The following is a 21,683-nucleotide window of genomic DNA, read 5'->3' as shown; positions in this document are numbered from 1 at the left end:
TGCAGATATGACCACTGAATCCCTTGTCAGGCAGGGCGGTGCGCGGGTCGCCTGGATCCGGTCCCGGATGACGATGCTGGCCGCGACGCGAGAGGACTTCCAGGCATCCCAGCCCTTCGCGGGCCACCGGATCGGGATGTCGCTCCACGTCGAGCCCAAGACGGCGGCTCTCGTCGAGACCCTCGCCGCCGGCGGCGCCGAGATCGTCGGGACCGGCAACTTCGGTTCGACGCAGAACGACGTCGTCGCCTACCTGAACTCCCTGCCGAACATCGCCATCTACGGAACCCGTGAGGATTCCCTCGATCAACACCACTCGAACATCGCCCGGGTCCTCGACGCGCAGCCGGACATGCTGCTCGACAACGGAGCGGACCTCGCCGCGGGCCTCGCGGAGCGCGGCACCTTCGGTAGCGTCATCGGCGGAACCGAGGAGACGACCAGCGGCGGCGACCGGCTGCGCGCCGAGCTCGCCGGACAGGTGCCGTGCCCGGTGATCGTCATCAACGACAGCCTGCTCAAGGCCATCGGAGAGAACAAGCACGCGGTGGGCCAATCTGCCGTCGAGAGCTTCATGCGGATCACCAACCTGATGATCCCCGGCCGCCGCTTCGTCGTCTTCGGCTACGGCTGGTGCGGCCGCGGTGTCGCGCAGTACCTCCGCGCCATGGGTGCCAAGGTGGCCGTGGTCGACACCGATGAGCTGAAGGCATTCGAGGCCACTCTCGACGGTTTCCGGGTGGGAGACGCGCACGACTTCGCCGAGTGGGGTGACGTCTTTCTCACCGCGACGGGCCGACCCGACGTTCTCACTTACGACGTGATCGAGCGGATGCACGACGGGGTGATTCTCGGCAACATCGGCCACTTTCCGTGGGAGATCGACGTTCCAATGCTCCGTGCCCACCAAACGGCAAGCACCGAGATCGTGGACTCGTTGGAGCGGATCGATCTGCCCGCCGGCAAGCATGTCGTGCTCATCGCCAACGGTCGCATGTTCAACCTCGCCGGCCGCGAGCCGAAGGGCAACTCGATCGAATCGATGGACATCGGCTTCCTCCTCCAGTCGCTGGCACTCGAGCGCATAGCGACTGGGGCAGCGACGTTGCGCCCAGGTGCCCAGCCGGTGCCGGATGACATCGACCGGCAGATCGCACGCCGGCTCATGGCGTCGCTCCAGGCCTCGACGTGACTGGAGCGCGTGCCCGATGACTGACACTCCCGAGTACTCTGCACCGGCGATTGACAAAGCGCTCGACATCCTCGAGGTTCTTGCCGGCAGCTCGGGGACGATGAGCCAGCTCGACATCGCGAAAGCCGTCGACCTTTCCCCCGGTCAGATCTTCAGGCCCCTGGTGCGACTCGAGAAACGCGGCTACATCTTCCGCGACAAGCAGTCAGGCCTCTATCAACTGTCGATGCGCCTCTTCGATCTCGCGCACCGTCAGGAGCCGTTGCGGTCCCTGCTGACCGTCGCCGTTCCCGTCATGCAGGAGTTGGCCACCGAGATCGGCCAGTCCTGCAATCTCGGCATCCTCGACGCCGATCGCGTGCGCATCGTCGCTCAGGCGGAAAGCCCCACGGATTTCGGATTCCGCGTCCGCGTCGGCGCACTTTTCGACCTCAGACAGACGGCGACAGGCATGGTCATCGCCGCATTCAGCGGGCGGCCCTCCGCCGGAGTGGCTGACGACCGGATGGAGGCCATCAGGACGGACGGTGGACTCGTGCTCCCCGACCAGGCGCAGCCGGGAATCACTGATGTCGTCGTGCCGATCCTCCGCTCGAACGGGCGCGAGGCCGTCGCAGCGCTCACCGTTCCGTACGTCGCGACCAGCTACAGCCGGTCGAGCCTTGACGTCGTCCAGGAGAGCGCGGCGCAGGCCGCACGCGAGATTCAGGTCGCGCTGGGGATCTGAGCCCGGGCCCGACGTGGTGTCAGACGGTGGACCCGGTCAGCGGCAGGGCTTCGACGGCAGCGCGCTCGACCGCGAGGCCGGCGCGATACCGGTCCAGGTAGGAGGCGAAGCCGCCCACGTCGTCGGGGTCAGGGCCGGTCGTTTCGAACAGCGCATCGCCGAACACCCGCTCGCTGAGGTAACCGTCGAGGTCGAGCGTCGAACCGGACGACGTGGCCGAGACGTATGACGCAAGGACCGCAATACCCCACGCGCCGCCCTCAGACGCCGTCGCTGCGATCGAAACCGGGGCATCCAGTGCTCCGGCGAGGAACCGCTGGGCGACCCCGGCGGTACGGAACATGCCTCCGTGCGCGAACATCTGATCGAGTTCGACGCCCTCGTCGGCCAGTACGCGCATGCCGAGGCTGAGCGTACCGAAGACACCATAGAGCTGTGCGCGCACAAAGTTGGCGAGGGTGAATCGGCTGTCAGGCGCGCGGACGACCAGCGGCCTGCCCTCTGTAAGACCGGCGATGGGCTCTCCGGCCAGGTGGTTGTATGCCAGCAGCCCGCCGGCATCCGCGTCGCCCTCGAGAGCCTCACGGAAGAGCGCATCGAAGACGCCGTCGTTGTCGACAGGGGTGCCGGCGACCGTGGCGAAACGGCCGAACAGGCCCGCCCATGCGGCGAGCTCGCTCGCGCCGTTGTTGCAGTGCACCATGGCGACCGGGTCGCCTGCGGGGGTGGTGACCAGGTCGAGCTCGTGGTGCACGCTCTGAAGCGGGCGCTCGAGAACGACCATCGCGAAGATGCTCGTTCCTGCGCTCACGTTGCCGGTGCGCGGGGCGACCGAGCGCGTCGCGACCATCCCCGTGCCAGCATCGCCCTCTGGCGGGCAGAGCACGGCGCCAGGCTGAAGGTTGCCCGTGGGATCGAGGAGTTGCGCTCCCTCCGGCGAAAGTTCCCCGGCCGGCTGTCCGGCCACGAGGACCTCGGGAAGGATTGTGGCGAGCTTCAGCTCCGGCCGCTGTGTGGAGACCAGCTCGTCGTACTTCGCCAGGAGTCCCGCGTCGTAGTCCCTGGTCGCCGAATCGATGGGGAACATTCCGGATGCGTCGCCGATACCGAGAACTTTGCGCCCGGTGAGCCGCCAGTGGACGTACCCGGCGAGGGTGGTCACGAAATCGACCTGCGGAACGTGGGGTTCGTTATCGACAACAGCCTGGTGCAGGTGAGCGATCGACCAGCGGAGCGGGATGTTGACGCCGAACAGCTCGGTCAGCTCGGACGCTGCCACACCGGTCGTCGTGTTGCGCCAGGTCCGGAACGGCACGAGAAGGTCGCCGGCTTTGTCGAACGCGAGGTAGCCGTGCATCATCGCCGAGACGCCGATGGCGCCGTAGCTCTCCGGGCGCACGCCGAAGTTCTTCTCGACATCGGCGACGAGGTCGGCGTGGGCGGCCTGGATGCCCGACCAGACGTCCTCGAGCGAATAGGTCCAGACCCGGTCGACGAAGGCGTTCTCCCACTCGAAGGACCCGACGGCGAGCACAGTCGCCGGATCGTCGCCGAGGAGGCAGATCTTGATCCGGGTCGAACCCAGTTCGATTCCCAGTGATGTCCGTCGGCCCAGAATCGCGTCCCTGATGCTGGCGTGGCCTTCGGCGGCGTTCGCTGCGCCGTTCTGACCGACGGCTGTGTCGATGCGGTCACCCATGGTGGGACTCCTTCGGGTCTGGATGTGATCGGTCACTTAACCGGTCGAATTCCGAGCCTATCCTCCCTGGCCGCCCCCGCATGGCGCGGTTCGACGCGGCGGGCGCACCGCAATACCACTTTGGGATGGGTAGAGATACCCATGGGCTGCGAACCCGGGCCGAATTAGGCTCGGAGTCTCTGGCCAAGGGGCATTGGCCGGAAGCCCGAGCAGGATGCACCGGTGCGTTCCCGCGAGGGTATGCAGGAGAAGACCCCCTGTGAACCGTCCCTACGTCGGTTCAGAGGGGGTCTTTCAGCTGGGGGCACAGCTGGGGAATTTCGCGACTTCGGAACCCGACTCCCTCGGAGAGTTCCCGCGTTCTGACCCTATCCGCGTGTGCGATGCCCGGATAGTCCACCCTTTGGTGGACCCGCACCGCAGTGAGATCGCAGTTGCGCACCCACAGAGGCTCGTTCGAGCGGGATTGGGTGCGCAACTGCCATCTCGTCGGCACCTGAGAGCGCGGTCAGCCGCCGAGGGCATCCCGGATGACCGCGGCCGACCGGCGGAGGCGCTCGGCGACCGTGGGCGCCACCCCTCCGCCAGGCAGATGGACCGCCGCGATGGCCGCGGGTGGCCGGCCGCGCACGACGAGCGGCACGGCGACCGCGTGCAGGCTCGGAATCACTTCGTTCTGGCTCTCGGCCCACCCGCGCACGGAGGCCGTACGCACCTGCTCAGCGAGAGCAGCACTCGTGTTCTTCGGCCAGGCATCCGGGGGAAGCTGCGACAGAATCGCCTTGCCCGGCGCACCCGCCGTGACCGGATGGCGCGTCCCCGGCCGTTGCGCGACGGCCGCGACCGCGTGGCGCGGCTCCACGCTGGCGAGGGTCACGCACTCGTCGCGGTCGAGGACGACGAGGAAGCAGGTCATGCCCAGGTCGTTCGCTGCTGCGGTCAACTCTGGCAGGGCCTCGGCCTGCAGATCGCGAGCGACACCGGCGGCCAGCGCGGCGAGCCCGGCACCCAGCTGGATCCGCCCGGCGGCATCCCGACCGACCAGCCCGTGCAGTTCCAGCGTCCGGATGAGCCGGTAGGCGACCGACCGGTGGGCGCCCAGCTCGGCGGTGATCTCCTCGATCGACAGCGGATGCCCCGCGCCCGCGAGTACTTCCAGCACGCGGATGCCCCGGCTCAGCGTCTGTGACGCTGCATTCGCTGTGGCGTCGGTCAGGGGCATGGACACTCCATTGCGTCGGGAAACGGCTCGGGATACGATCTGATCAATAGTAGAACGCTTCGTTCGATAATAGAACGACTGTCCTGCATCGCATCAGTCAAAGAAGACTCGTGAGGACCCCATGCAGTTCCACCACCACGGCTACGTCTCCGGTGACCCGCGGGTGAGCCCTGCCGCAGGCACGGGGCTGAACCGCCCGGACGAACTGCCAGACGAGGTCGACGTTCTCATCGTCGGCGCCGGGCCTGCGGGCATGATCCTCGCCGCCCAGCTCTCCCAGTTCCCGAGCCTCACGGTCCGGCTCGTCGAACGGAGACCCGGCCGTCTCGCGATCGGCCAGGCCGATGGCATCCAGGCGCGAAGCGTGGAGACGTTCCAGGCATTCGGGTTCGCTGAGCGGATCACCACCGAGGCCTACCGGATCACCGAGATGTGCTTCTGGGGACCGGACGCGGATGATCCCACGAGGATCGTCCGCACCGACCGGGCCGTCGACGACGTCACCGGGATCAGTGAGTTCCCGCACCTCATCGTCAACCAGGCCAGGGTCCTCGACTACTTCGCCGAGGTCATGCGGAACAGCCCGTCGCGAATGACACCGGACTACGGACTCGAGTTCGTGGGGCTCGAGATCTCGGATGCCGGTGATCACCCGGTCGACGTCACGCTGCGAGAGACGGCGGGGGAGCGGATCGGGCATGAGCGTCGGGTGCGGGCGAAGTACGTTGTCGGCTGCGACGGCGCCAGGAGCGCCGTTCGTGAGTCGATCGGCCGCTCGCTCGTCGGCGACCAGGCCCGTCATGCGTGGGCGGTGATGGACACCCTCGCGGTCACCGACTTCCCCGACATCCGCACCAAGTGCGCCATCCAGTCGCGTGCAGGCAGCATCCTGCTCATCCCTCGCGAGGGCGGACACCTCTTCCGGATGTACGTCGACCTCGGCGCCGTCACCCCGGAAGACAAGGGTGCGATCCGGGCCACCACGGTCGAGACGGCGATCGTCAAGGCCAACGAGATCCTGCACCCGTACACGCTCGACGTGAAGAACGTCGCCTGGTACAGCGTCTACGAGGTCGGACACCGGCTCACAGACAAGTTCGACGATGTCGCCCACGAGAGCGACAGGTCGCCGCGGGTGTTCATCACCGGGGACGCCTGCCACACGCACAGCGCGAAGGCCGGGCAGGGGATGAACGTGTCGATGCAGGACGGTTTCAACCTGGGCTGGAAACTCGCACACGTGCTCACCGGCCTCAGCCCAGAGCGGCTGCTCGAGACGTACTCCGACGAACGGCAGGTGATCGCCAGGGACCTCATCGAGTTCGACAGGGTGTGGTCGACGCTCATGGCGAAGAAGCCGGAGGAGTTCGACGATCCGAAGGAGCTCGGAGAGTTCTACGTGCGGACGGCCGAGTTCCCGGCCGGCTTCATGACGCAATACCCGCCGTCCATGCTCATCGGAGGGGACGAGCACCAGGACCTCGCGACCGGATTCCCGATCGGCAAACGCTTCAAGTCCTCGCCCGTCGTCAGGGTCGCCGACGGCAACCCGAAGCACCTCGGCCACCACCACCGCGCCGACGGGCGCTGGCGGCTGTACGCGTTCCCCGGGGAGGCATCCGGAGGCGATGCGGCGCTCGCCGAGTGGGCCGACTGGCTCGCGACCTCGCCCGATTCGCCGATCGTCCTGTACACCCCCGCCGGGGCAGACATCGACAGTGTCTTCGACGTCAAGGTGGTGTACCAGCGACCGCACGCGGCCGTCGACATCATGGCGGTGCCGGCGATCTTCCTCCCCCGGGTCGGTCCGTTCGGGCTGATCGACTACGAGAAGGTCTATGCCGCAGATCCGGTCGACGACATCTTCGACCGGAGGGAGCTGAACCGTTCCAGCGGATGCGTCGTGGTGGTCCGGCCGGACCAGTACGTCGCGCATGTCCTCCCGCTCGCGGCGACCGCCGAGCTGGCCGGCTTCTTCGCCGGCAACATGCTTGCACCGCGACCGGTGTCCGTCGACTCCCTGCGTGCCTGACTGCTCGGTTCGGGTGCGCCGCCAGGACGCGAACACCGATTCGAGGACGGTGCTTGGCGAAATGTATCAAATGATATACGTTCGCAGCATGACTGATTCCGAGTCCCCGACGACGCGCCTCGATGGAGAGGGCAGCGGCATCCGTCGCCCCGGCAAGATCATCGCCGTTCATCTCAACTACCCCAGTCGCATCGCGCAGCGGGGCCGCGTTCCCTCGCAGCCCTCGTACTTCCTCAAGCCCTCCACGTCGGTCGCGTCGAGCGGCGGAGTGATCGAACGGCCCCTCGGTACCGAGTTGCTCGCATTCGAGGGCGAGATCGCCCTCGTCATCGGTGCAGCGGCGAAGAATGTGACGCGCGAGGATGCCTGGTCGCACATCGCCGCCGTGACCGCCGCGAACGACTTCGGCGTCTACGACCTGCGCTGGGCCGACAAAGGCTCGAACCTCCGGTCGAAGGGTGGAGACGGATTCACCCCTCTCGGCCCCCGACTCATCGATGCGCGCACGGTCGATCCACGCGGCCTGCGGGTCCGCACCTGGGTCGACGGCGCCCTCGTGCAGGACGACACGACAGCGGAACTGGTCTTCCCCTTCGACCAGCTCGTCGCCGACCTGTCGCAACTCGTCACCCTCGAGGAAGGCGACGTCATCCTCACCGGCACACCGGCCGGGTCGAGCGTTGTCACTCCAGGCCAGGTCGTCGAGGTGGAGGTCGACGCCCCGAACGCTGAGGGCTCGCCCTCGAGTGGTCGCCTCGTCACCACCGTCGTAGAGGGTGAGACACCACTCGGTGCACACGGAGCCGGCCCGAAGGTCGACGACACGCAGCGCGCAGAGGCATGGGGAAGCCGTGCTGGGGCCGGGCTGCCTGAGACCTTCGAACTCACCGACGGCCTCAGGGCCAGGATCGCCTCCGTCGGGACGGCGACACTGAGCGCGCAGCTGCGCAAACGCGGCCTCAATAACGTGACGATCGATGGAGTGCACCCAACACATCCGGGAGAGCGGATGATCGGGCGGGCGCGAACGCTTCGCTTCATCCCCTCTCGCGAGGATCTCTTCGAGAGCCACGGCGGCGGCTTCAACGCCCAGAAACGCGCCTTCGACTCGCTCCGCCCTGGCGACGTGCTGGTGATCGAGGCTCGAGGAGAGGCGGGCACCGGCACGGTGGGCGACATCCTCGCCCTGCGCGCCCAGGTGCTCGGTGCATCAGGGATCGTCACAGACGGCGGCATCCGTGACCTCGATGCGGTCACAGCGCTCGGGATACCCGCCTACTCGCAGGGAGGACACCCCGCGGTTCTCGGCCGCAGGCACGTCCCCTGGGACGTCGATCTCACGATCGCCTGCGGAGGTGCTGCGGTGCAGCCAGGCGACGTCATCGTGGGCGACGGCGACGGGGTACTCGTGATCCCACCCCGCTATGTCCACGAGGTCGTCGAAGCGGCGATCGAGCAGGAGCGCCAGGAACGGTTCATCGCCGACCGGGTGGCTGCAGGCGAGAGCGTGGACGGGCTGTATCCGATGAACACCGCGTGGAAGAAACGCTTCGAGGAGGAGAGCCGATGACCGCGGGGAACGTTCAGAAGACGAACAGTTCCGTGACGGATGCCGATGGCGGCAGCAAATCGGAGCGCGCGTACGCCTTCATCAAGGAACGCATCGAGAACGGCAGCTACACCCCGGGCTTCCGGCTCGTCCTCGGGCAGATCGGCAAGCAGCTCGATGTCAGCGTCGTGCCCGTTCGCGAGGCCATCCGCCGACTCGAAGCCGAAGGACTCGTGACCTTCGAACGCAACGTCGGCGCGCAGGTGGCCATGGTCGACGAGCGTGAGTACTTCTACACGATGGAGACGCTCAGCCTGGTGGAAGGCGCAGCTACTGCGCTCTCCGCCCCGTTCGTCACACCCCTCGACCTGCTCAGGGCACGGGAGATCAACGCCGAGATGGTGACCTGCCTCGACCACTTCGAGCCCCACCGGTTCACCGAACTGAACCTCGCATTCCATGCCGTTCTCTTCGAGCACTGCCCCAACCCGCACATCCTCGACCTCGTCCACCGGGGCTGGAAGCGGTTGACGGTGCTTCGCGACTCGACTTTCAGTTTCGTGCCCGGTCGAGCCCGTGAGTCGGTCGAGGAACACGAACACCTCCTGCAGCTGATCGAGTCGGGCGCTCCGTCGCTGGAGATCGAACTCGCCGCGCGCGCCCACCGGACCGGCACGCTCGACGCGCTCCTCACGTACCAGGCCGAACACCACACCGAAAGCAGTCGACGATGACCTTCCGAACAGATCCCCACACCATCCGCGGATCCATCGCTCCGCTCATGACACCGTTCACTGCCGACGGCGCCGTCGACCATGACAGCCTCGCCAACCTCGTCAACTGGCAGCTCGCCAACGGCACCCACGGACTGTCGATCGGTGGATCCACCGGTGAGCCCGGCGCGCAAAGCACTGCCGAACGCCTCACCGCCATCACGACAGTCATCGCCGCTGGTGCCGGCCGGGTGCCCGTCGTGGCCGGGACAGGAAGCGCCAGGCTCGACGAGACCATCGAGCTCACCGGCCAGGCCGTCGACGCGGGCATCGACGCGTCGCTCATCATCACCCCGTACTACGCGAGGCCCACCCAGGAGGCACTGTACGTCTGGTACAAGACGATCGCGGCCGAGTTCCCCGACCTGCCGATCCTCGCATACAACGTCCCGGTGCGCACCGCCGTCGACATCGCACCGGAGACCATCGCGAGGCTCTACCGCGACGTCGACAACTTCGTCGGTGTCAAGGAGACCACGAAGGATTTCGAGCATTTCTCCCGCGTCCTCCAGCTCTGCGGCAGGGAGCTCATCGTCTGGTCGGGAATCGAACTGCTCTGCCTGCCGCTCCTCGCACTCGGGGGAATCGGATTCCTCAGCGCAACGGCGAACATCGCCCCCGCGGCCCACGCTCAGATGTTCGAACTGTGGGAATCCGGTGACATCGAGGCAGCTCGGGAGATCCACTACGGGCTGCATCCCCTCGTCGACCTGCTCTTCGTCGAGACGAACCCGGCGCCGGGCAAATGGGTGCTCGAACAGCGCGGACTCATCCGCTCGGGCTTCGTCAGGCCGCCGCTCATCACGCCCACAGACGCAGGTCTGACGAAGATCCGGGCCTATCTCGAGCAGGGTGCCGACTACCTCACGCCCGTCGGCGAATTCAACATCGGGGGAGATCGACCATGACGCACCTCCAGCACGTTCCGGAAAACCTGCCGGAGAAGATCCAGCACTACATCGACGGAGCGTTCGTCGACAGCGTCTCGGGTGCGACGTTCGACGTGCTCGATCCGGTGTCGAATGAAACGTACGTGCAGGCTGCCGCCGGAGCGCAGGCCGACATCGATCGGGCGGTCGCCGCGGCCCGCAGGGCGTTCGATGAGGGGCCGTGGCCCCGGATGCTCCCCCGTGCCCGGTCTCGCATCCTCAACAGGATCGCCGACATCGTGGAATCGCGCGACGCCCGGCTGGCCGAACTGGAATCGTTCGATTCAGGGCTCCCGATCACGCAGGCGCTTGGCCAGGCCCAGCGGGCCGCGGAGAACTTCCGGTTCTTCGCCGACCTGATCGTGGCCCAGGCCGACGACACCTACAAGGTGCCAGGGCGCCAGTTGAACTACGTCAACCGCAAACCGAAGGGTGTCGCCGGGCTCATCACGCCGTGGAACACTCCATTCATGCTGGAGAGCTGGAAGCTCGCCCCTGCGCTGGCATCCGGCTGCACGGTCGTGCTCAAGCCGGCCGAGTTCACCCCGCTCTCGGCGAGCCTCTGGGCCGACATCTTCCGTGAGGCGGGGGTGCCTGACGGCGTGTTCAACCTCGTCAACGGTCTCGGCGAGGAGGCGGGAGACGCGCTCGTGAAGCACGAGGATGTGCAGCTGATCTCGTTCACCGGCGAAAGCTCGACCGGGCAGACCATTTTCGCGAACTGCGCACAGACGCTGAAGGGAATGTCGATGGAACTCGGCGGCAAATCGCCCGCCGTGATCTTCGCCGACGCCGACCTCGACGCCGCAATCGACTCCACGCTGTTCGGTGTCTTCTCGCTGAACGGCGAACGTTGCACCGCCGGATCCCGGATCCTCGTCGAGCGCCCGGTCTACGACGAGTTCGTCGAGCGGTTCGCCGCCCGCGCGAAGAACATCGTGGTGGGCGACCCGCACGACCCCAGAACCGAGGTCGGCGCGCTCGTGCATCCTGAGCACTTCGCAAAGGTGATGAGCTACGTCGAGATCGGCAAGAGCGAAGGCCGGCTCGTCGCAGGGGGAGGCCGCCCCGAGAGCCTTCCCACCGGCAACTATGTTGCCCCGACGGTCTTCGTCGACGTGAAACCGGATGCCCGGATCTTTCAGGAAGAGATCTTCGGCCCCGTCGTCGCGATCACACCGTTCGACACCGACGGCGAAGCCCTCGAACTCGCGAACGGTGTCAGGTACGGCCTGGCCGCGTACATCTGGACCTCACACCTCGAACGCGCGCACACCTTCGCCCAGGCCGTCGACTCCGGCATGGTCTGGCTGAACTCGCACAACGTGCGCGACCTCCGCACGCCGTTCGGCGGTGTGAAGGCCTCGGGGCTCGGCCACGAGGGCGGATACCGCTCGCTCGACTTCTACTCCGACCAGCAGGCGGTGCACATCACCCTCGGAGAGGTGCACACTCCCCGGTTCGGCGCGACACCTGCCACCGACGACTGATCCGGACCCACCGACTCTGCACAGAAAGACAGTTCAATGACGAACGACGGAATTCCCACCCCGACCGCCACCCCACCAGACATCCTGCGATGCGCCTACATGGAGATCGTGGTCACCGACCTGGCGGCATCCCGCGAGTTCTACGTCGACATCCTCGGGCTCGTCGTGACCGAGGAAGACGAGAACGCGATCTACCTCCGCACCTTCGAGGAGTTCATCCACCACAACCTCGTCCTGCGGAAGGGTCCCGTCGCCGCTGCGGCCGCCTTCGGATTCCGGGTGCGCGTCCCGGAGGATGTCGACCTGGCCGAGGCCTACTACCAGGAGCTCGGCTGCCGCACGGAACGACGCCGCGACGGCTTCGTGAAGGGCATCGGCGACGCCGTCCGCGTCACAGACCCGCTTGGATTCCCGTACGAGTTCTTCTACGAGGTCGAGCACGTCGAACGCCTCGCCTGGCGGTACGAGCTCTACGGCCCCGGCGCGCTCGTCCGTCTCGACCATTTCAACCAGGTGACCCCGGACGTGCCCAGGGGGCGCACCTATCTTGAAGACCTGGGTTTCCGGGTGACCGAGGACATCCAGGACGAGAACGGGGTCACCTACGCCGCCTGGCTCCGTCGCAAAGACACCGTTCACGACACCGCGCTCACCGGAGGAGACGGGCCGCGGATGCATCACATCGCGTTCGCGACGCACGAGAAGCACAACATCCTCTACATCTGCGACAAGCTCGGGGCGCTCCGAAAGTCGGATGTGATCGAACGCGGACCTGGCAGGCACGGCGTCTCGAACGCGTTCTACCTGTACATCCTCGACCCCGACGGTCACCGCGTCGAGATCTACACCCAGGACTACTACACCGGCGACCCCGACAACCCCGTCGTCACCTGGGACGTACACGACAACCAGCGTCGTGACTGGTGGGGCAACCCGGTCGTACCAAGCTGGTACACCGAGGCCTCCCTGGTCCTCGACCTCGACGGCAACCCGCAGCCGGTCGAGAAACGCACAGACGCGAGCGAGCTCGCCGTCACGGTCGGGGCGGACGGATTCTCGTACACCCGTAAGGACGACGTCGATCAGGGCTTCAAACTCGGGGGCGCGCTGTAACATCCCCGGCGCCTGACCCGCGATACTGATCAGCGGGATGCTGCGCCGGCGGCCCCGGAGGAGACAGAGCCGATGACTGGCGAACGAAGGTATCCGGTGCTGCCGGATTCCGTGGAGCATGGATGAGCGGTGTGATCGCGGCCGGTCTGCGCATCCGCGTGCTGTCCGGCCTGATCGACGGCCTGATCGTGAGCACGACCTTCAGCGTCGTGACGTTCGGCATCGTCCGGCCTCTCAGCGCACGGTTCGACAATCAGAACGCCTTCGTCGTCGCAAAACTCGCTGCACGTCTCGGGGTCCCTGCGGAGCTTCTCGCCGGAACGCCTGCGATCATCGTCGGTGCCCTCATCTCGTTGCTCATGCCGATGGGGCTCATCCTGTCGACGGCCGTGTTCGGTCAGACTCCCGGGAAGCGTCTGCTCGGGCTCCGGGTCGTCACCAACGCCAGGATGCGACGCCCGGGCCTCGGCCGTGCCGTCTCCCGGAAGATCATTCCACTCCTCGTTCCCGCACTGATCCTTCTCGTGCTCGGCGGGACGACGTTCCTGCTGACCTTCCAGCCGAGCACCGAGTCGTTGTCGTCCCTCGTCGGCCTGACCTGGGTGTCCCTGGTCGCGGCGTTGCTCGTCGTCCCCGGCCTGATGTACCTGTCGATCGTCTGGGGGCCGAACAAGCGGGGATGGATCGAACTGCTGACGGGAACGCGGGTGCTGAACATCGGGAAGGGCGCTGACCCGTACAGGGGAAGGAACTGGCGGAAGGACTGACCGATGCCAGACTGGAGTCTCTGTTTGTCGCGCGGACGGTGCCCTGGGTTTCGCTGCTCAGAGCAGGGGCTGCAGCCCGCTCCATCCGCTATCGACCTTGAGTCGTGCGCCGAACGAGTTCCCGCGGCCGGGATACCGGTAAAGGTCGCCTGTCGTGGCTTGCACCGCGATGAGGTCGGTGAAGCCGTCCCGGTCGACGTCGCCGATCCCGGTGAGGTTGCGCATGCTCTGCCATCCTGTCCCCACCTTGGCGCGCGCCCCGAGACCGCCGGTCGTTCCCGGGTAGAGCCACAGTTCCCCGGTCGCTGTTGTTCGCGCCATCAGGTCGACTCGTCCGTCACGGTTGAAGTCGCCTGCCCCCATCAACTCGCTCATCGCGTTCCACCCGCAGCCGAGCCTGGACCCGCTTGCCAGGCTGTTGCCGCGCCCGCGGTAGAGGTACAGGCATCCGGACGAGGCCTGTACGGCAAGAACGTCTGGACGGCCGTCCAGGTCGAGATCCCCGATCGGGGTGATCTCGCGCATGCCGTTCCACCCGGCGCCGATTTTGACCCGCCCACTGAACCCGGTGCCGGTTCCGCGGTAGAGCCAGAGCGCCGCCGTCGCGGTCTCGCTCGCAATGATGTCCTCGAAGCTGTCGCCATCGAAATCGCCGAACCGCGTGATGGTACTCATGCCGTTCCATCCGTTTCCGATGCGGGTAGCAGTGCCGAACTGTGCACCGTTCCCGGTGTAGAGATGGAGGAAGCCCGTCGAGGCCTGTCGGGCGATGAGGTCCGACCAGCCGTTGCGGGTGAAATCGCCGAACGGCGACTTCGGCACCGGTGTCACGTCGAGTTGGTTGCGGTCGACCGAGAGGGACAGGCCGCCCCACGTCTCCTGGCCGCCTGTCTGGGTGGGCGACTGGTACTGCTTGATGCGGCGATGCGGCCAGTAGCTCTCGGGAATCGCCGCGTTCGAGACGGTCGCCACGCCGTCGTATCGCGCGAACCAAAGGTAGTCAGGGCGCACCCATGTCGGCGACGGGTACGCGGCGACCTGGTCGGCGATGCCAGAAGCGAGGCTCGAGTAGAAGCCGGAAAGGAATCCGAGGTCGTGCAGTCGCGCGGTCCAGGCGCTCTGGTACGTCAGCACGGCGGTGCGGCACGTCGGATCCGTCGTGCTGTACGCCTCGACGTCGAGGAAGATCGCGGTCTCGGCCGCGAGCCCGATGGCTCGTGCCGCGGCGACGGCTTCATCGGCGGCCGCGCGCCCTGAGGTGGCTGCGTTCGCTGCGGTGAACCGGAACTCCTTGGTCGAGGTCGTGCAGTATGGCTGCAGCCCCATGTGGATCGGCAGCAGGTGCCAGCCCGCCGCCTGCTGAGCGCTGACCCAGGATGCGGTCAGCTCCGGTTGGGTGCAGAAGCGGTTGACGCCGCTCGTGTAGATGCCGACAGCGCGGTACGGAGAGTCGGAGAGCCAGGTGGTCATCAGGTTCTGAGTCGGGGCCGTGCACGCGTCGAATCCGGCCCCGGTGTAGCTGCCGGGCGCAGGGATGTTGGGGGCTGCCTGAACGGACGGGGTCACCGGCGCGGTGGTCAGGGGCGCGATGAGCGCTGTGGCCGCGAGCCCGGCAGCCACGATTCGAGCGAGAGCTGCGCGTCGCAACCCCATCATGACCATCCTTCTGCCCCGGAAGCCGAGGCATAGCAACATTTTCGGTCGCGATCGCCGATGCCGCAAGGGTCCCGGAGTCCGTGCAGGCGCCGTGCGGGCTAGGTGCTCTCGCGAGGCACGACCCGGCACGGCAGCGACTCGATCCCCGAGCTGGCTTCGCCGTTGATCGCATCGAAAAGCCGGCGCGCAGCCTGGGCGCCGAGTGCCTCGAGGTTCATGTCGACGCTCGTGAGATGCGGGCTGGCGCCGGTGGTGAAGACCTCCCAGTTGTCGTAGCCCATCACGGAGACGCGCGACGGAACATCCCAGCCCGCTTCGTGCAGGGTGTCGAGAGCGCCGCGCGCGATCTGGTCGTTCCCGCAGAGGATCCCGTCGACATCGGGATGCTGTTCGATCAGTCGCGCCGTGGCGTTGCGTCCCCACTGCTCGGTCCATGAGCCGAACTGGGCGCCGCCCACGAGTGACAGCCCATGCCCGCTGAGGGCGCGTTCGATCCCGACCACGCGGTCCTGCGCCGCGGCGTAATCCGATTCGCCGGTGATGTGCGCGATCCTCCGACGACCGCGTGAGATCAGGAACTCTGCCGAGTCCGCACCGCCGCCGACGTTGTCGACGACGAGCGACAGGTCGTTCTCGTCGGTCGACGGGCCGTAGGCGTACACGACGGGGACGGGCAGGTTCCGCCCGATCGACGGCCGCGGATCGGTGCGGGAACCCACGACGATGAGTCCGTCGACGCGTCGGCTCAACAGTGCGTCCAGATGGTATTGCTCGCGAATCGAGTCACCCCGGGCATCGCAGAGAAACACCGACATCTTGCCCTTGCCGAAGGCATCCTCTGCCCCCATCAGGATGGGGAGGGAGAAGCGGCCGTCCAGGTCGCCGGTGATGAGCCCGACCGTTCCCGTCTGCCCGGCGAGCAGCCCACGGGCGAGGGCGTTCGGGGTGAACGAGATCTTCTCGGCTGCGACGAGAACGCGCGCCCTGGTCTCCGGGTGTACCTGATCCCGGCCGTTCAGGGCCTTCGATGCGGTCGCCACCGACACGCCGGCTAGCTTCGCGACATCGCGCAATGTCGCCCGCGGCGACGGCGTGTTTGCGATCGTCATGGTGCGCCCCTGTGTTTCGCTCGCGGCTCGTGCCTCGGTGGTCTGCTCTGACTGCGCCGGTGGCCTCGGTGATCCCCGCGTAGTGAAGCGGTTGATGAGGTCTTTCGGCTGACTCGACAATACACCGGTTGACGTAAGTGAGAAGGCAATGCTAGATTCACCGAAAACCTTTTCGGAATGTTTCGTCAAGGTTTGCTCTCCACCGGATGTACCCCAATCAACGACGATTCCAGACAAGGAAGTCACATGGCAGTGAAATTCCCGCGCTCCAGCCGCAACCGCTCGATCCCGTTCGTCGGGATGGCACTTGCGGCCACGGCAGCGCTTGCGCTCACCGGTTGCACCCCGACCTCATCGGGCGGCTCATCTGGCGACAGCGACACCATCACGGTGTGGCACTACTTCAGCGACGAGAACCAGGTCAAGGTCATGACCGACTACAAGGAACTCTTCGAGAAGAACAACGACGGCGTGACCGTCGACAACGTCTTCGTGCCGTACGACCAGATGAACTCGAAGCTCATCTCGGCTGTCGGTTCGAAGACGGGACCGGATGTCGTCGTGTTCAACGGCGCTGACACCTCGACCCTCGCACTCGGCGGCGCCCTCGCCCCGATCACCGAGCAGTGGGACGGTTTCGACGAGAAGAGCGAGTTCCCCGAGTCCGTCGTGCACTCACTCGAGGACGAGGTCTACGCCGCGCAGGGCTACGTGAACCTGCTCGGGCTCTGGTACAACCAGGACATCCTCGACGAGGTCGGCGTCGAGCCGCCCACCACGATGGACGAACTGACCTCGGCACTCGACACCGTCGCCGCCGCTGGAAAGGGTGGCATCACACTCTCCGGTCTCCCGCAGTCGCAGGGGGAATGGCAGGCCTACCCGTGGCTGTCGAGCTTCGGCTTCAACTACGACGACCCGCAGGCAGCTCCGCTCGAGGAGGCATTCACGGCCATCCAGTCGTGGACCGAGTCCGGCGCCCTCACCCGTGAGGCCGTGACCTGGGACCAGACGGTTCCGTTCCAGACCTGGGCCGCAGGCGACGTCGCTTTCGCCGAGAACGGCAACTGGCAGATCGGCACCGCGCGCAGCGATGCGAAGTTCAACTACGGTGTCGTACCCCTTCCCGTCGGCGAGGACGGCCAGGTCTACCTCGGTGGCGAAGGCGAGGGCATCGGTGCGTTCAGCAAGAACCCCGAGCTCGCCTGGCAGTACCTCGAGCAGACGTACTTCAGCGAAGAGGGCCAGGCCATCGCGCTGAAGGATGTCGGAAGCATCCCGAGTCGCGGCGACGCGGCATCCGCTCCCGAGATCACCGAAGACCCCATCCTCGCCGCATTCGCCCAGTCCCTCGCGGACAACGGCGCGAACTACCCGGCCCCCGCGGTGCCCGCTGAGGCCGTCGCCGACCAGCAGCTCGTCGTCGGACAGGTCTGGAGCGCCGTCATCGGCGGCCAGATGACTCCGTCGGAGGCGGCGGCGAAACTGATCGCCGACCTCGAGCCCCTGCTCGCGAAGTAGCCGGCAACACCCGAGACGAGGAAGACCCCATGTCAGCAGATCTGACGGCCCAACGGCCGACCCGGCGGACGCTCGCGTCCGTCGGGCGGCCACCCCGGTCAGCACGCCGCCGGAACGGCAACCGACGCAGGAAGCTCGCCTTCGCTCTGCCGGCAGGGGTCTTCCTCCTCATCTTCTCCTTCTTCCCGCTCGCCCAACTGGCGAGGATGAGCGTCAGCGATGTGTCCGCACGCACGCTCAACCAGCCGTGGGAGTTCGTCGGCTTCGACAACTTCGTGGGAAGCGCCACCCAGGGATCCCTGTTCCCCGCATTCGGCAACACCGTCGTCTTCGTGCTGATCGTCACAGGGATCGGCCTGATCGGTGGGCTCGGTGCCGCCATCCTCCTGAGCACGAGCACCTGGCTGTCGGCCTTCGTCCTCGGTCTCATGGTGTTCATCTGGGCGCTGCCCCCCGTGGTCAACGGGAGTGTCTGGAAGTTCCTGCTCGGGGACGCTGGACTGATCAATTCACTGATCGTCGGGGCCGGCCTCTCAGCGGATGCCGTTCCGTTCCTCTACGACGAACGATTCGCCCTGCTCTCGGTCGCGATCGTCAACTCGTGGGCCGTCATCCCGTTCAACGCCCTGGTGTTCAGGGCCGCGATCCTCGGCATCCCGGGCGAGACCTTCGAAGCGGCTCGCATCGACGGGGCCAACCGCTGGCAGGAGATCTGGCACATGATCATCCCGGCCGTCCGGCCGACGACCCTCGTGCTCGCCGTCCTGACCATCGTCTACGCCTTCCGATCATTCGACTTCATCTTCGTCATGACCTACGGAGGGCCGGGCGTCGCCACCAACACTCTGCCGTTCCTCAGTTACCTGCAGGCGTTCGTCCGCTTCGACTTCGGCATGGGTGCAGCGACCGCAGTCATCTCCGTACTGCTCGTCCTCGTGCTCGCCGTGATCTACGCCAGGAGCGTCCGCTCAGAGGAGGCTCACTCATGAGCATCGTGATCCCCGCAACGGATGCCGCGTCCGCAGCTCCCACCACTCCCCAGCCACGCCGGAAGAGACGGCGCTTCGAACCCGTCGCCGGTCCGCTGCGCGTCGTTCTCCTGCTCGTCTACGCCGTCCCGATCCTGTTCATCGTCCTGACCTCGCTCAAGGACCCGAGCGACGTCATCTCGTCGCAGTCGTCATTCCTGTTCACCCCGACGCTCGAGGCGTACACCTCTGTGCTGTCGAACTCGGGACTCTTCGTCGCGATGCAGCAGTCTCTCGTCATCGCGGCGGGGACGACAGTGCTGACTCTCCTCGTCGCCATCCCGGCCGGGTACGGACTGGCGCGGGTCGACTCGCGCATCACCACCATCGGGCTCGGTCTGCTGATCGTGCTGCAAATGGTCCCGCAGACCGCGAACGTGATCCCGCTGTACCAGATCTTCGGGGCGTGGGGTCTGCTCGACCAGAACATCGGCGTGATCATCGCGGACACGGCACTTCTCATCCCGTTCGCCACCCTGCTTCTCCGGCCGTTCTTCCGGGCCGTGCCTGAGGCGCTCGAGGAGGCCGCGTCAATCGACGGCGCGAGCGTGATGCGCACGTTCTGGTCGATCATGCTCCCCATCGCACGCAACGGCGTCGCCACGACGGGGACCCTCGTGTTCCTCCTCTCGTGGGGTGAGTTCCTCTACGCAGTCAACTTCTTCCTCTCGCCGGGCAACTACCCGCTCAGTGCCCTCCTCGCCCAACAGGTGTCCGCTTTCGGCATCAACTGGCCGGGACTCATGGCACTCGGCGTCATCACATCCGTGCCCATCCTCATCCTCTTCACCTTCACCTACCGGCTGCTGCGTGAGGGACTCACGCTCGGCGCCGTGAAGTAGACCTCTTCTTACCGACCCTCCCGAACTGGAGACCCCATGACTTCGCTCACCGAGATCACGACCACGACCACCTCGATTCCCGTCGACCCGTCCAGGGGCGCGCTGCGACCCCTCGCGCTGTCACAGGTACGGATCGGCGGCGGATTCTGGGCAGACAAGCAGGAGCTGAACGCCTCGGCGATCATCGCCCACTGCGAAGCCTGGATGGAGAAAGTCGGCTGGATCGGCAATTTCGACGCCGCCATCGAGGGGCGCCTTCCCGCCGATCGGGCCGGCCGCGAGTTCTCGGACTCCGACGTCTACAAGCTGATGGAAGCCATGGCCTGGGAGATCGGCCGCACCGGCGACGAGAAGCTCGACGCACGCTTCCGCGCCCTCGTCGCCCGCATCGAACCCGTGCAGGAGTCAGACGGGTACCTCAACACGAAGTTCGGGCGCCCCGGCCAGGAGCCGCGATACTCAGACCTCCAGTGGGGACACGAGCTGTACTGCTACGGCCACCTGCTTCAGGCGGCCGTCGCCCGCGGCCGCACCACAGGAGATGACGCTTTCGTGCAGCTTGCACGCCGTGCTGCCGACCACGTCTGCGACGTGTTCGGCGAAGGCGGCATCGAATCCGTCTGCGGCCACCCGGAGGTGGAGATGGCGCTCGTGGAGTTCGGTCGCTACACCGGCGAACAGCGGTACATCGACCAGGCGCGGCTGTTCATCGACCGGCGCGGAACGGGAACGCTCGGCGACATCGAGCTCGGGCGGAGCTACTACCAGGACGACGTTCCTGTGCGGGATGCAGAGGTGCTCCGTGGGCACGCGGTCCGCGCCGTCTACCTCGCCGCCGGTGCCGTCGACCTGGGCATCGAGGATGACGAGCAGGGCCTCATCGATGCGATCTCATCACAGCTCGAGCGGACGGTCGCCCGGCGGACCTACGTGACCGGCGGAATGGGAGCACACCACGAGGGCGAGTCCTTCGGCGCCGACTTCGAGCTGCCGAGCGACCGCGCGTACTCCGAAACCTGTGCGGGCATCGGCTCCATCATGCTCAACTACCGTCTGCTCCTCGCGACGGGCGAGCCCCGGTATGCCGACCTGATCGAACGCACCCTGTTCAACGTCGTCGCCACCTCACCGGCAGCCGACGGACGCGCCTTCTACTACACGAACACACTCCACCAGCGGGAGCCAGGGTCGACCCCGCCGGAGGACCAGCCGAGCCCGCGCGCGTCATCCAGCCTCAGGGCCCCGTGGTTCGACGTCTCCTGCTGCCCAACGAACGTCGCACGCACCCTGGCCTCGCTCGGCTCATACGTCGCGACGTCGACGGCTGACGGCCTGCAGCTGCACCAGTACGCGGAGGGAGACGTGTCCGCGGCGCTCGACGGAGGACCGGTCGCGCTGCGTGTCGAGACCGACTATCCGTCGAACGGAGACATCCGGGTGGTCGTGACCGAGACGCTCGATGCGGAATGGGAACTCTCCCTCCGTGTTCCGGCTTGGGCTCGAAACGGCGCACTGCTCCACGTCAACGGGAGCTCCCGTGAGGTGACACCGGGAACGGTCGCGGTTCGCCAGACGTTCAGCGTCGGCGACGAGATCGTGCTGACGCTTCCCGTCGAAGCGCGGTGGACCACACCCGATCCGCGCATCGACGCGCTCCGAGGTCAGCTGGCTGTCGAACGTGGTCCCCTGGTCATGTGCCTCGAATCGACGGATGTCCCTGACGCGGACAGCGTCGACGAGCTGCGCGCCACGGGGGAACTCTACGACATCGATGGCGTCGTGTCCGTCGGCATCCGCCGGATGGCCGTTCCGGACCACGCCTGGCCCTTCGGAGTCGATGCCCCGGACATCTCGCCCGAAACGGAGAGCGTCGAGCTGCTCCCGTACCACTCGTGGGCGAACCGCGGCCCGTCGACGATGAGAGTGTGGCTGCCGGTCGAAGGCGACACCGTCGCCGGATGATCTGAGCCTGTCGACGTGAATCGCGACTGACGACGGCCTCTTCTGCCTCCCCGGGCGGAAGGGGCCGTCGTC

General features: G+C 66.6%; 17 protein-coding genes. 13 read left to right on the top strand and 4 right to left on the bottom strand.

Features of this window, described 5'->3' with window-relative positions:
• The first annotated feature begins 7 nt into the window (after positions 1-7).
• Together AC1M0F_RS10835 and AC1M0F_RS10830 are read left to right on the top strand one after the other, a co-directional pair.
• Positions 8-1,192, top strand: a complete 1,185-nt coding sequence (locus AC1M0F_RS10835) for an adenosylhomocysteinase (protein ID WP_480238232.1) — start codon at positions 8-10, stop codon at positions 1,190-1,192.
• A gap of 16 nt (positions 1,193-1,208) precedes the next feature.
• On the top strand, positions 1,209-1,919 hold the full coding sequence (locus tag AC1M0F_RS10830; protein WP_480238231.1) for an IclR family transcriptional regulator: 711 nt from the start codon (positions 1,209-1,211) through the stop codon (positions 1,917-1,919).
• 19 nt (positions 1,920-1,938) lie between these two features.
• On the opposite strand, the gene AC1M0F_RS10825 is transcribed toward AC1M0F_RS10830, so the two are convergent.
• Positions 1,939-3,618: a xylulokinase gene (locus AC1M0F_RS10825; protein ID WP_480238230.1), complete on the bottom strand. Its 1,680-nt coding sequence runs from the start codon at positions 3,616-3,618 to the stop codon at positions 1,939-1,941.
• 508 nt (positions 3,619-4,126) lie between these two features.
• Positions 4,127-4,840 carry an IclR family transcriptional regulator gene (locus tag AC1M0F_RS10820; protein WP_480238229.1) on the bottom strand — a complete coding sequence of 238 codons (714 nt, stop codon included), beginning with the start codon at positions 4,838-4,840 and terminating at the stop codon, positions 4,127-4,129.
• Positions 4,841-4,961: 121 nt separating this feature from the next.
• Between AC1M0F_RS10820 and AC1M0F_RS10815 the strand changes: the two genes are divergently transcribed.
• The 7 genes from AC1M0F_RS10815 (at position 4,962) to AC1M0F_RS10785 (ending at position 13,493) form a co-directional block, all read left to right on the top strand.
• Positions 4,962-6,872 (top strand): FAD-binding monooxygenase, encoded by a 1,911-nt coding sequence (locus AC1M0F_RS10815; RefSeq protein WP_480238228.1) that lies wholly within the window; start codon positions 4,962-4,964, stop codon positions 6,870-6,872.
• Positions 6,873-6,960: 88 nt separating this feature from the next.
• A complete protein-coding gene (locus AC1M0F_RS10810) occupies positions 6,961-8,442 on the top strand; it encodes a fumarylacetoacetate hydrolase family protein (RefSeq protein ID WP_480238227.1) in 1,482 nt (493 codons plus the stop codon).
• Positions 8,439-9,155, top strand: coding sequence for a GntR family transcriptional regulator (locus AC1M0F_RS10805; protein WP_480238226.1), 717 nt, complete (start codon positions 8,439-8,441; stop codon positions 9,153-9,155). Before AC1M0F_RS10810 ends, AC1M0F_RS10805 begins: the two co-directional genes overlap by 4 nt.
• Entirely contained in the window at positions 9,152-10,102 is a 951-nt protein-coding gene (dapA, locus tag AC1M0F_RS10800) for a 4-hydroxy-tetrahydrodipicolinate synthase (protein WP_480238225.1), read from the top strand. Before AC1M0F_RS10805 ends, dapA begins: the two co-directional genes overlap by 4 nt.
• On the top strand, positions 10,099-11,613 hold the full coding sequence (hpaE, locus tag AC1M0F_RS10795; RefSeq protein WP_480238224.1) for a 5-carboxymethyl-2-hydroxymuconate semialdehyde dehydrogenase: 1,515 nt from the start codon (positions 10,099-10,101) through the stop codon (positions 11,611-11,613). Before dapA ends, hpaE begins: the two co-directional genes overlap by 4 nt.
• A 36-nt stretch (positions 11,614-11,649) precedes the next feature.
• The gene (gene hpaD, locus AC1M0F_RS10790; RefSeq protein WP_480238223.1) at positions 11,650-12,726 is read left to right on the top strand and encodes a 3,4-dihydroxyphenylacetate 2,3-dioxygenase; all 1,077 of its coding nucleotides are present in this window, start codon (positions 11,650-11,652) and stop codon (positions 12,724-12,726) included.
• Positions 12,727-12,848: 122 nt separating this feature from the next.
• Positions 12,849-13,493, top strand: a complete 645-nt coding sequence (locus AC1M0F_RS10785) for an RDD family protein (RefSeq protein WP_480238222.1) — start codon at positions 12,849-12,851, stop codon at positions 13,491-13,493.
• Positions 13,494-13,550: 57 nt separating this feature from the next.
• Here the strand turns inward: AC1M0F_RS10785 and AC1M0F_RS10780 are convergent, their stop codons facing one another.
• Together AC1M0F_RS10780 and AC1M0F_RS10775 are read right to left on the bottom strand one after the other, a co-directional pair.
• On the bottom strand, positions 13,551-15,149 hold the full coding sequence (locus AC1M0F_RS10780; RefSeq protein WP_480238221.1) for a glycoside hydrolase domain-containing protein: 1,599 nt from the start codon (positions 15,147-15,149) through the stop codon (positions 13,551-13,553).
• 98 nt (positions 15,150-15,247) lie between these two features.
• Positions 15,248-16,258, bottom strand: a complete 1,011-nt coding sequence (locus AC1M0F_RS10775; protein WP_480238220.1) for a LacI family DNA-binding transcriptional regulator — start codon at positions 16,256-16,258, stop codon at positions 15,248-15,250.
• Between the two features lie 246 nt (positions 16,259-16,504).
• Between AC1M0F_RS10775 and AC1M0F_RS10770 the strand changes: the two genes are divergently transcribed.
• From AC1M0F_RS10770 to AC1M0F_RS10755, 4 genes are read left to right on the top strand one after another with little or no spacing between them, the layout of a single operon-like run.
• Positions 16,505-17,779 carry a sugar ABC transporter substrate-binding protein gene (locus AC1M0F_RS10770; RefSeq protein ID WP_480238219.1) on the top strand — a complete coding sequence of 425 codons (1,275 nt, stop codon included), beginning with the start codon at positions 16,505-16,507 and terminating at the stop codon, positions 17,777-17,779.
• A 29-nt stretch (positions 17,780-17,808) separates the two neighbouring features.
• Entirely contained in the window at positions 17,809-18,768 is a 960-nt protein-coding gene (locus AC1M0F_RS10765) for a carbohydrate ABC transporter permease (protein WP_480238218.1), read from the top strand.
• Positions 18,765-19,649 (top strand): carbohydrate ABC transporter permease, encoded by an 885-nt coding sequence (locus AC1M0F_RS10760; RefSeq protein WP_480238217.1) that lies wholly within the window; start codon positions 18,765-18,767, stop codon positions 19,647-19,649. Before AC1M0F_RS10765 ends, AC1M0F_RS10760 begins: the two co-directional genes overlap by 4 nt.
• A gap of 36 nt (positions 19,650-19,685) precedes the next feature.
• Complete coding sequence (locus AC1M0F_RS10755) at positions 19,686-21,611, top strand: glycoside hydrolase family 127 protein (protein ID WP_480238216.1); 1,926 nt, start codon at positions 19,686-19,688, stop codon at positions 21,609-21,611.
• Positions 21,612-21,683: the final 72 nt, after the last annotated feature.

This window comes from Mycetocola sp. Y719 (assembly GCF_056713205.1).
The sequence above is the reverse complement of the archived record's forward strand: the minus strand, read 5'-3'. Positions and strand labels throughout refer to the sequence as shown.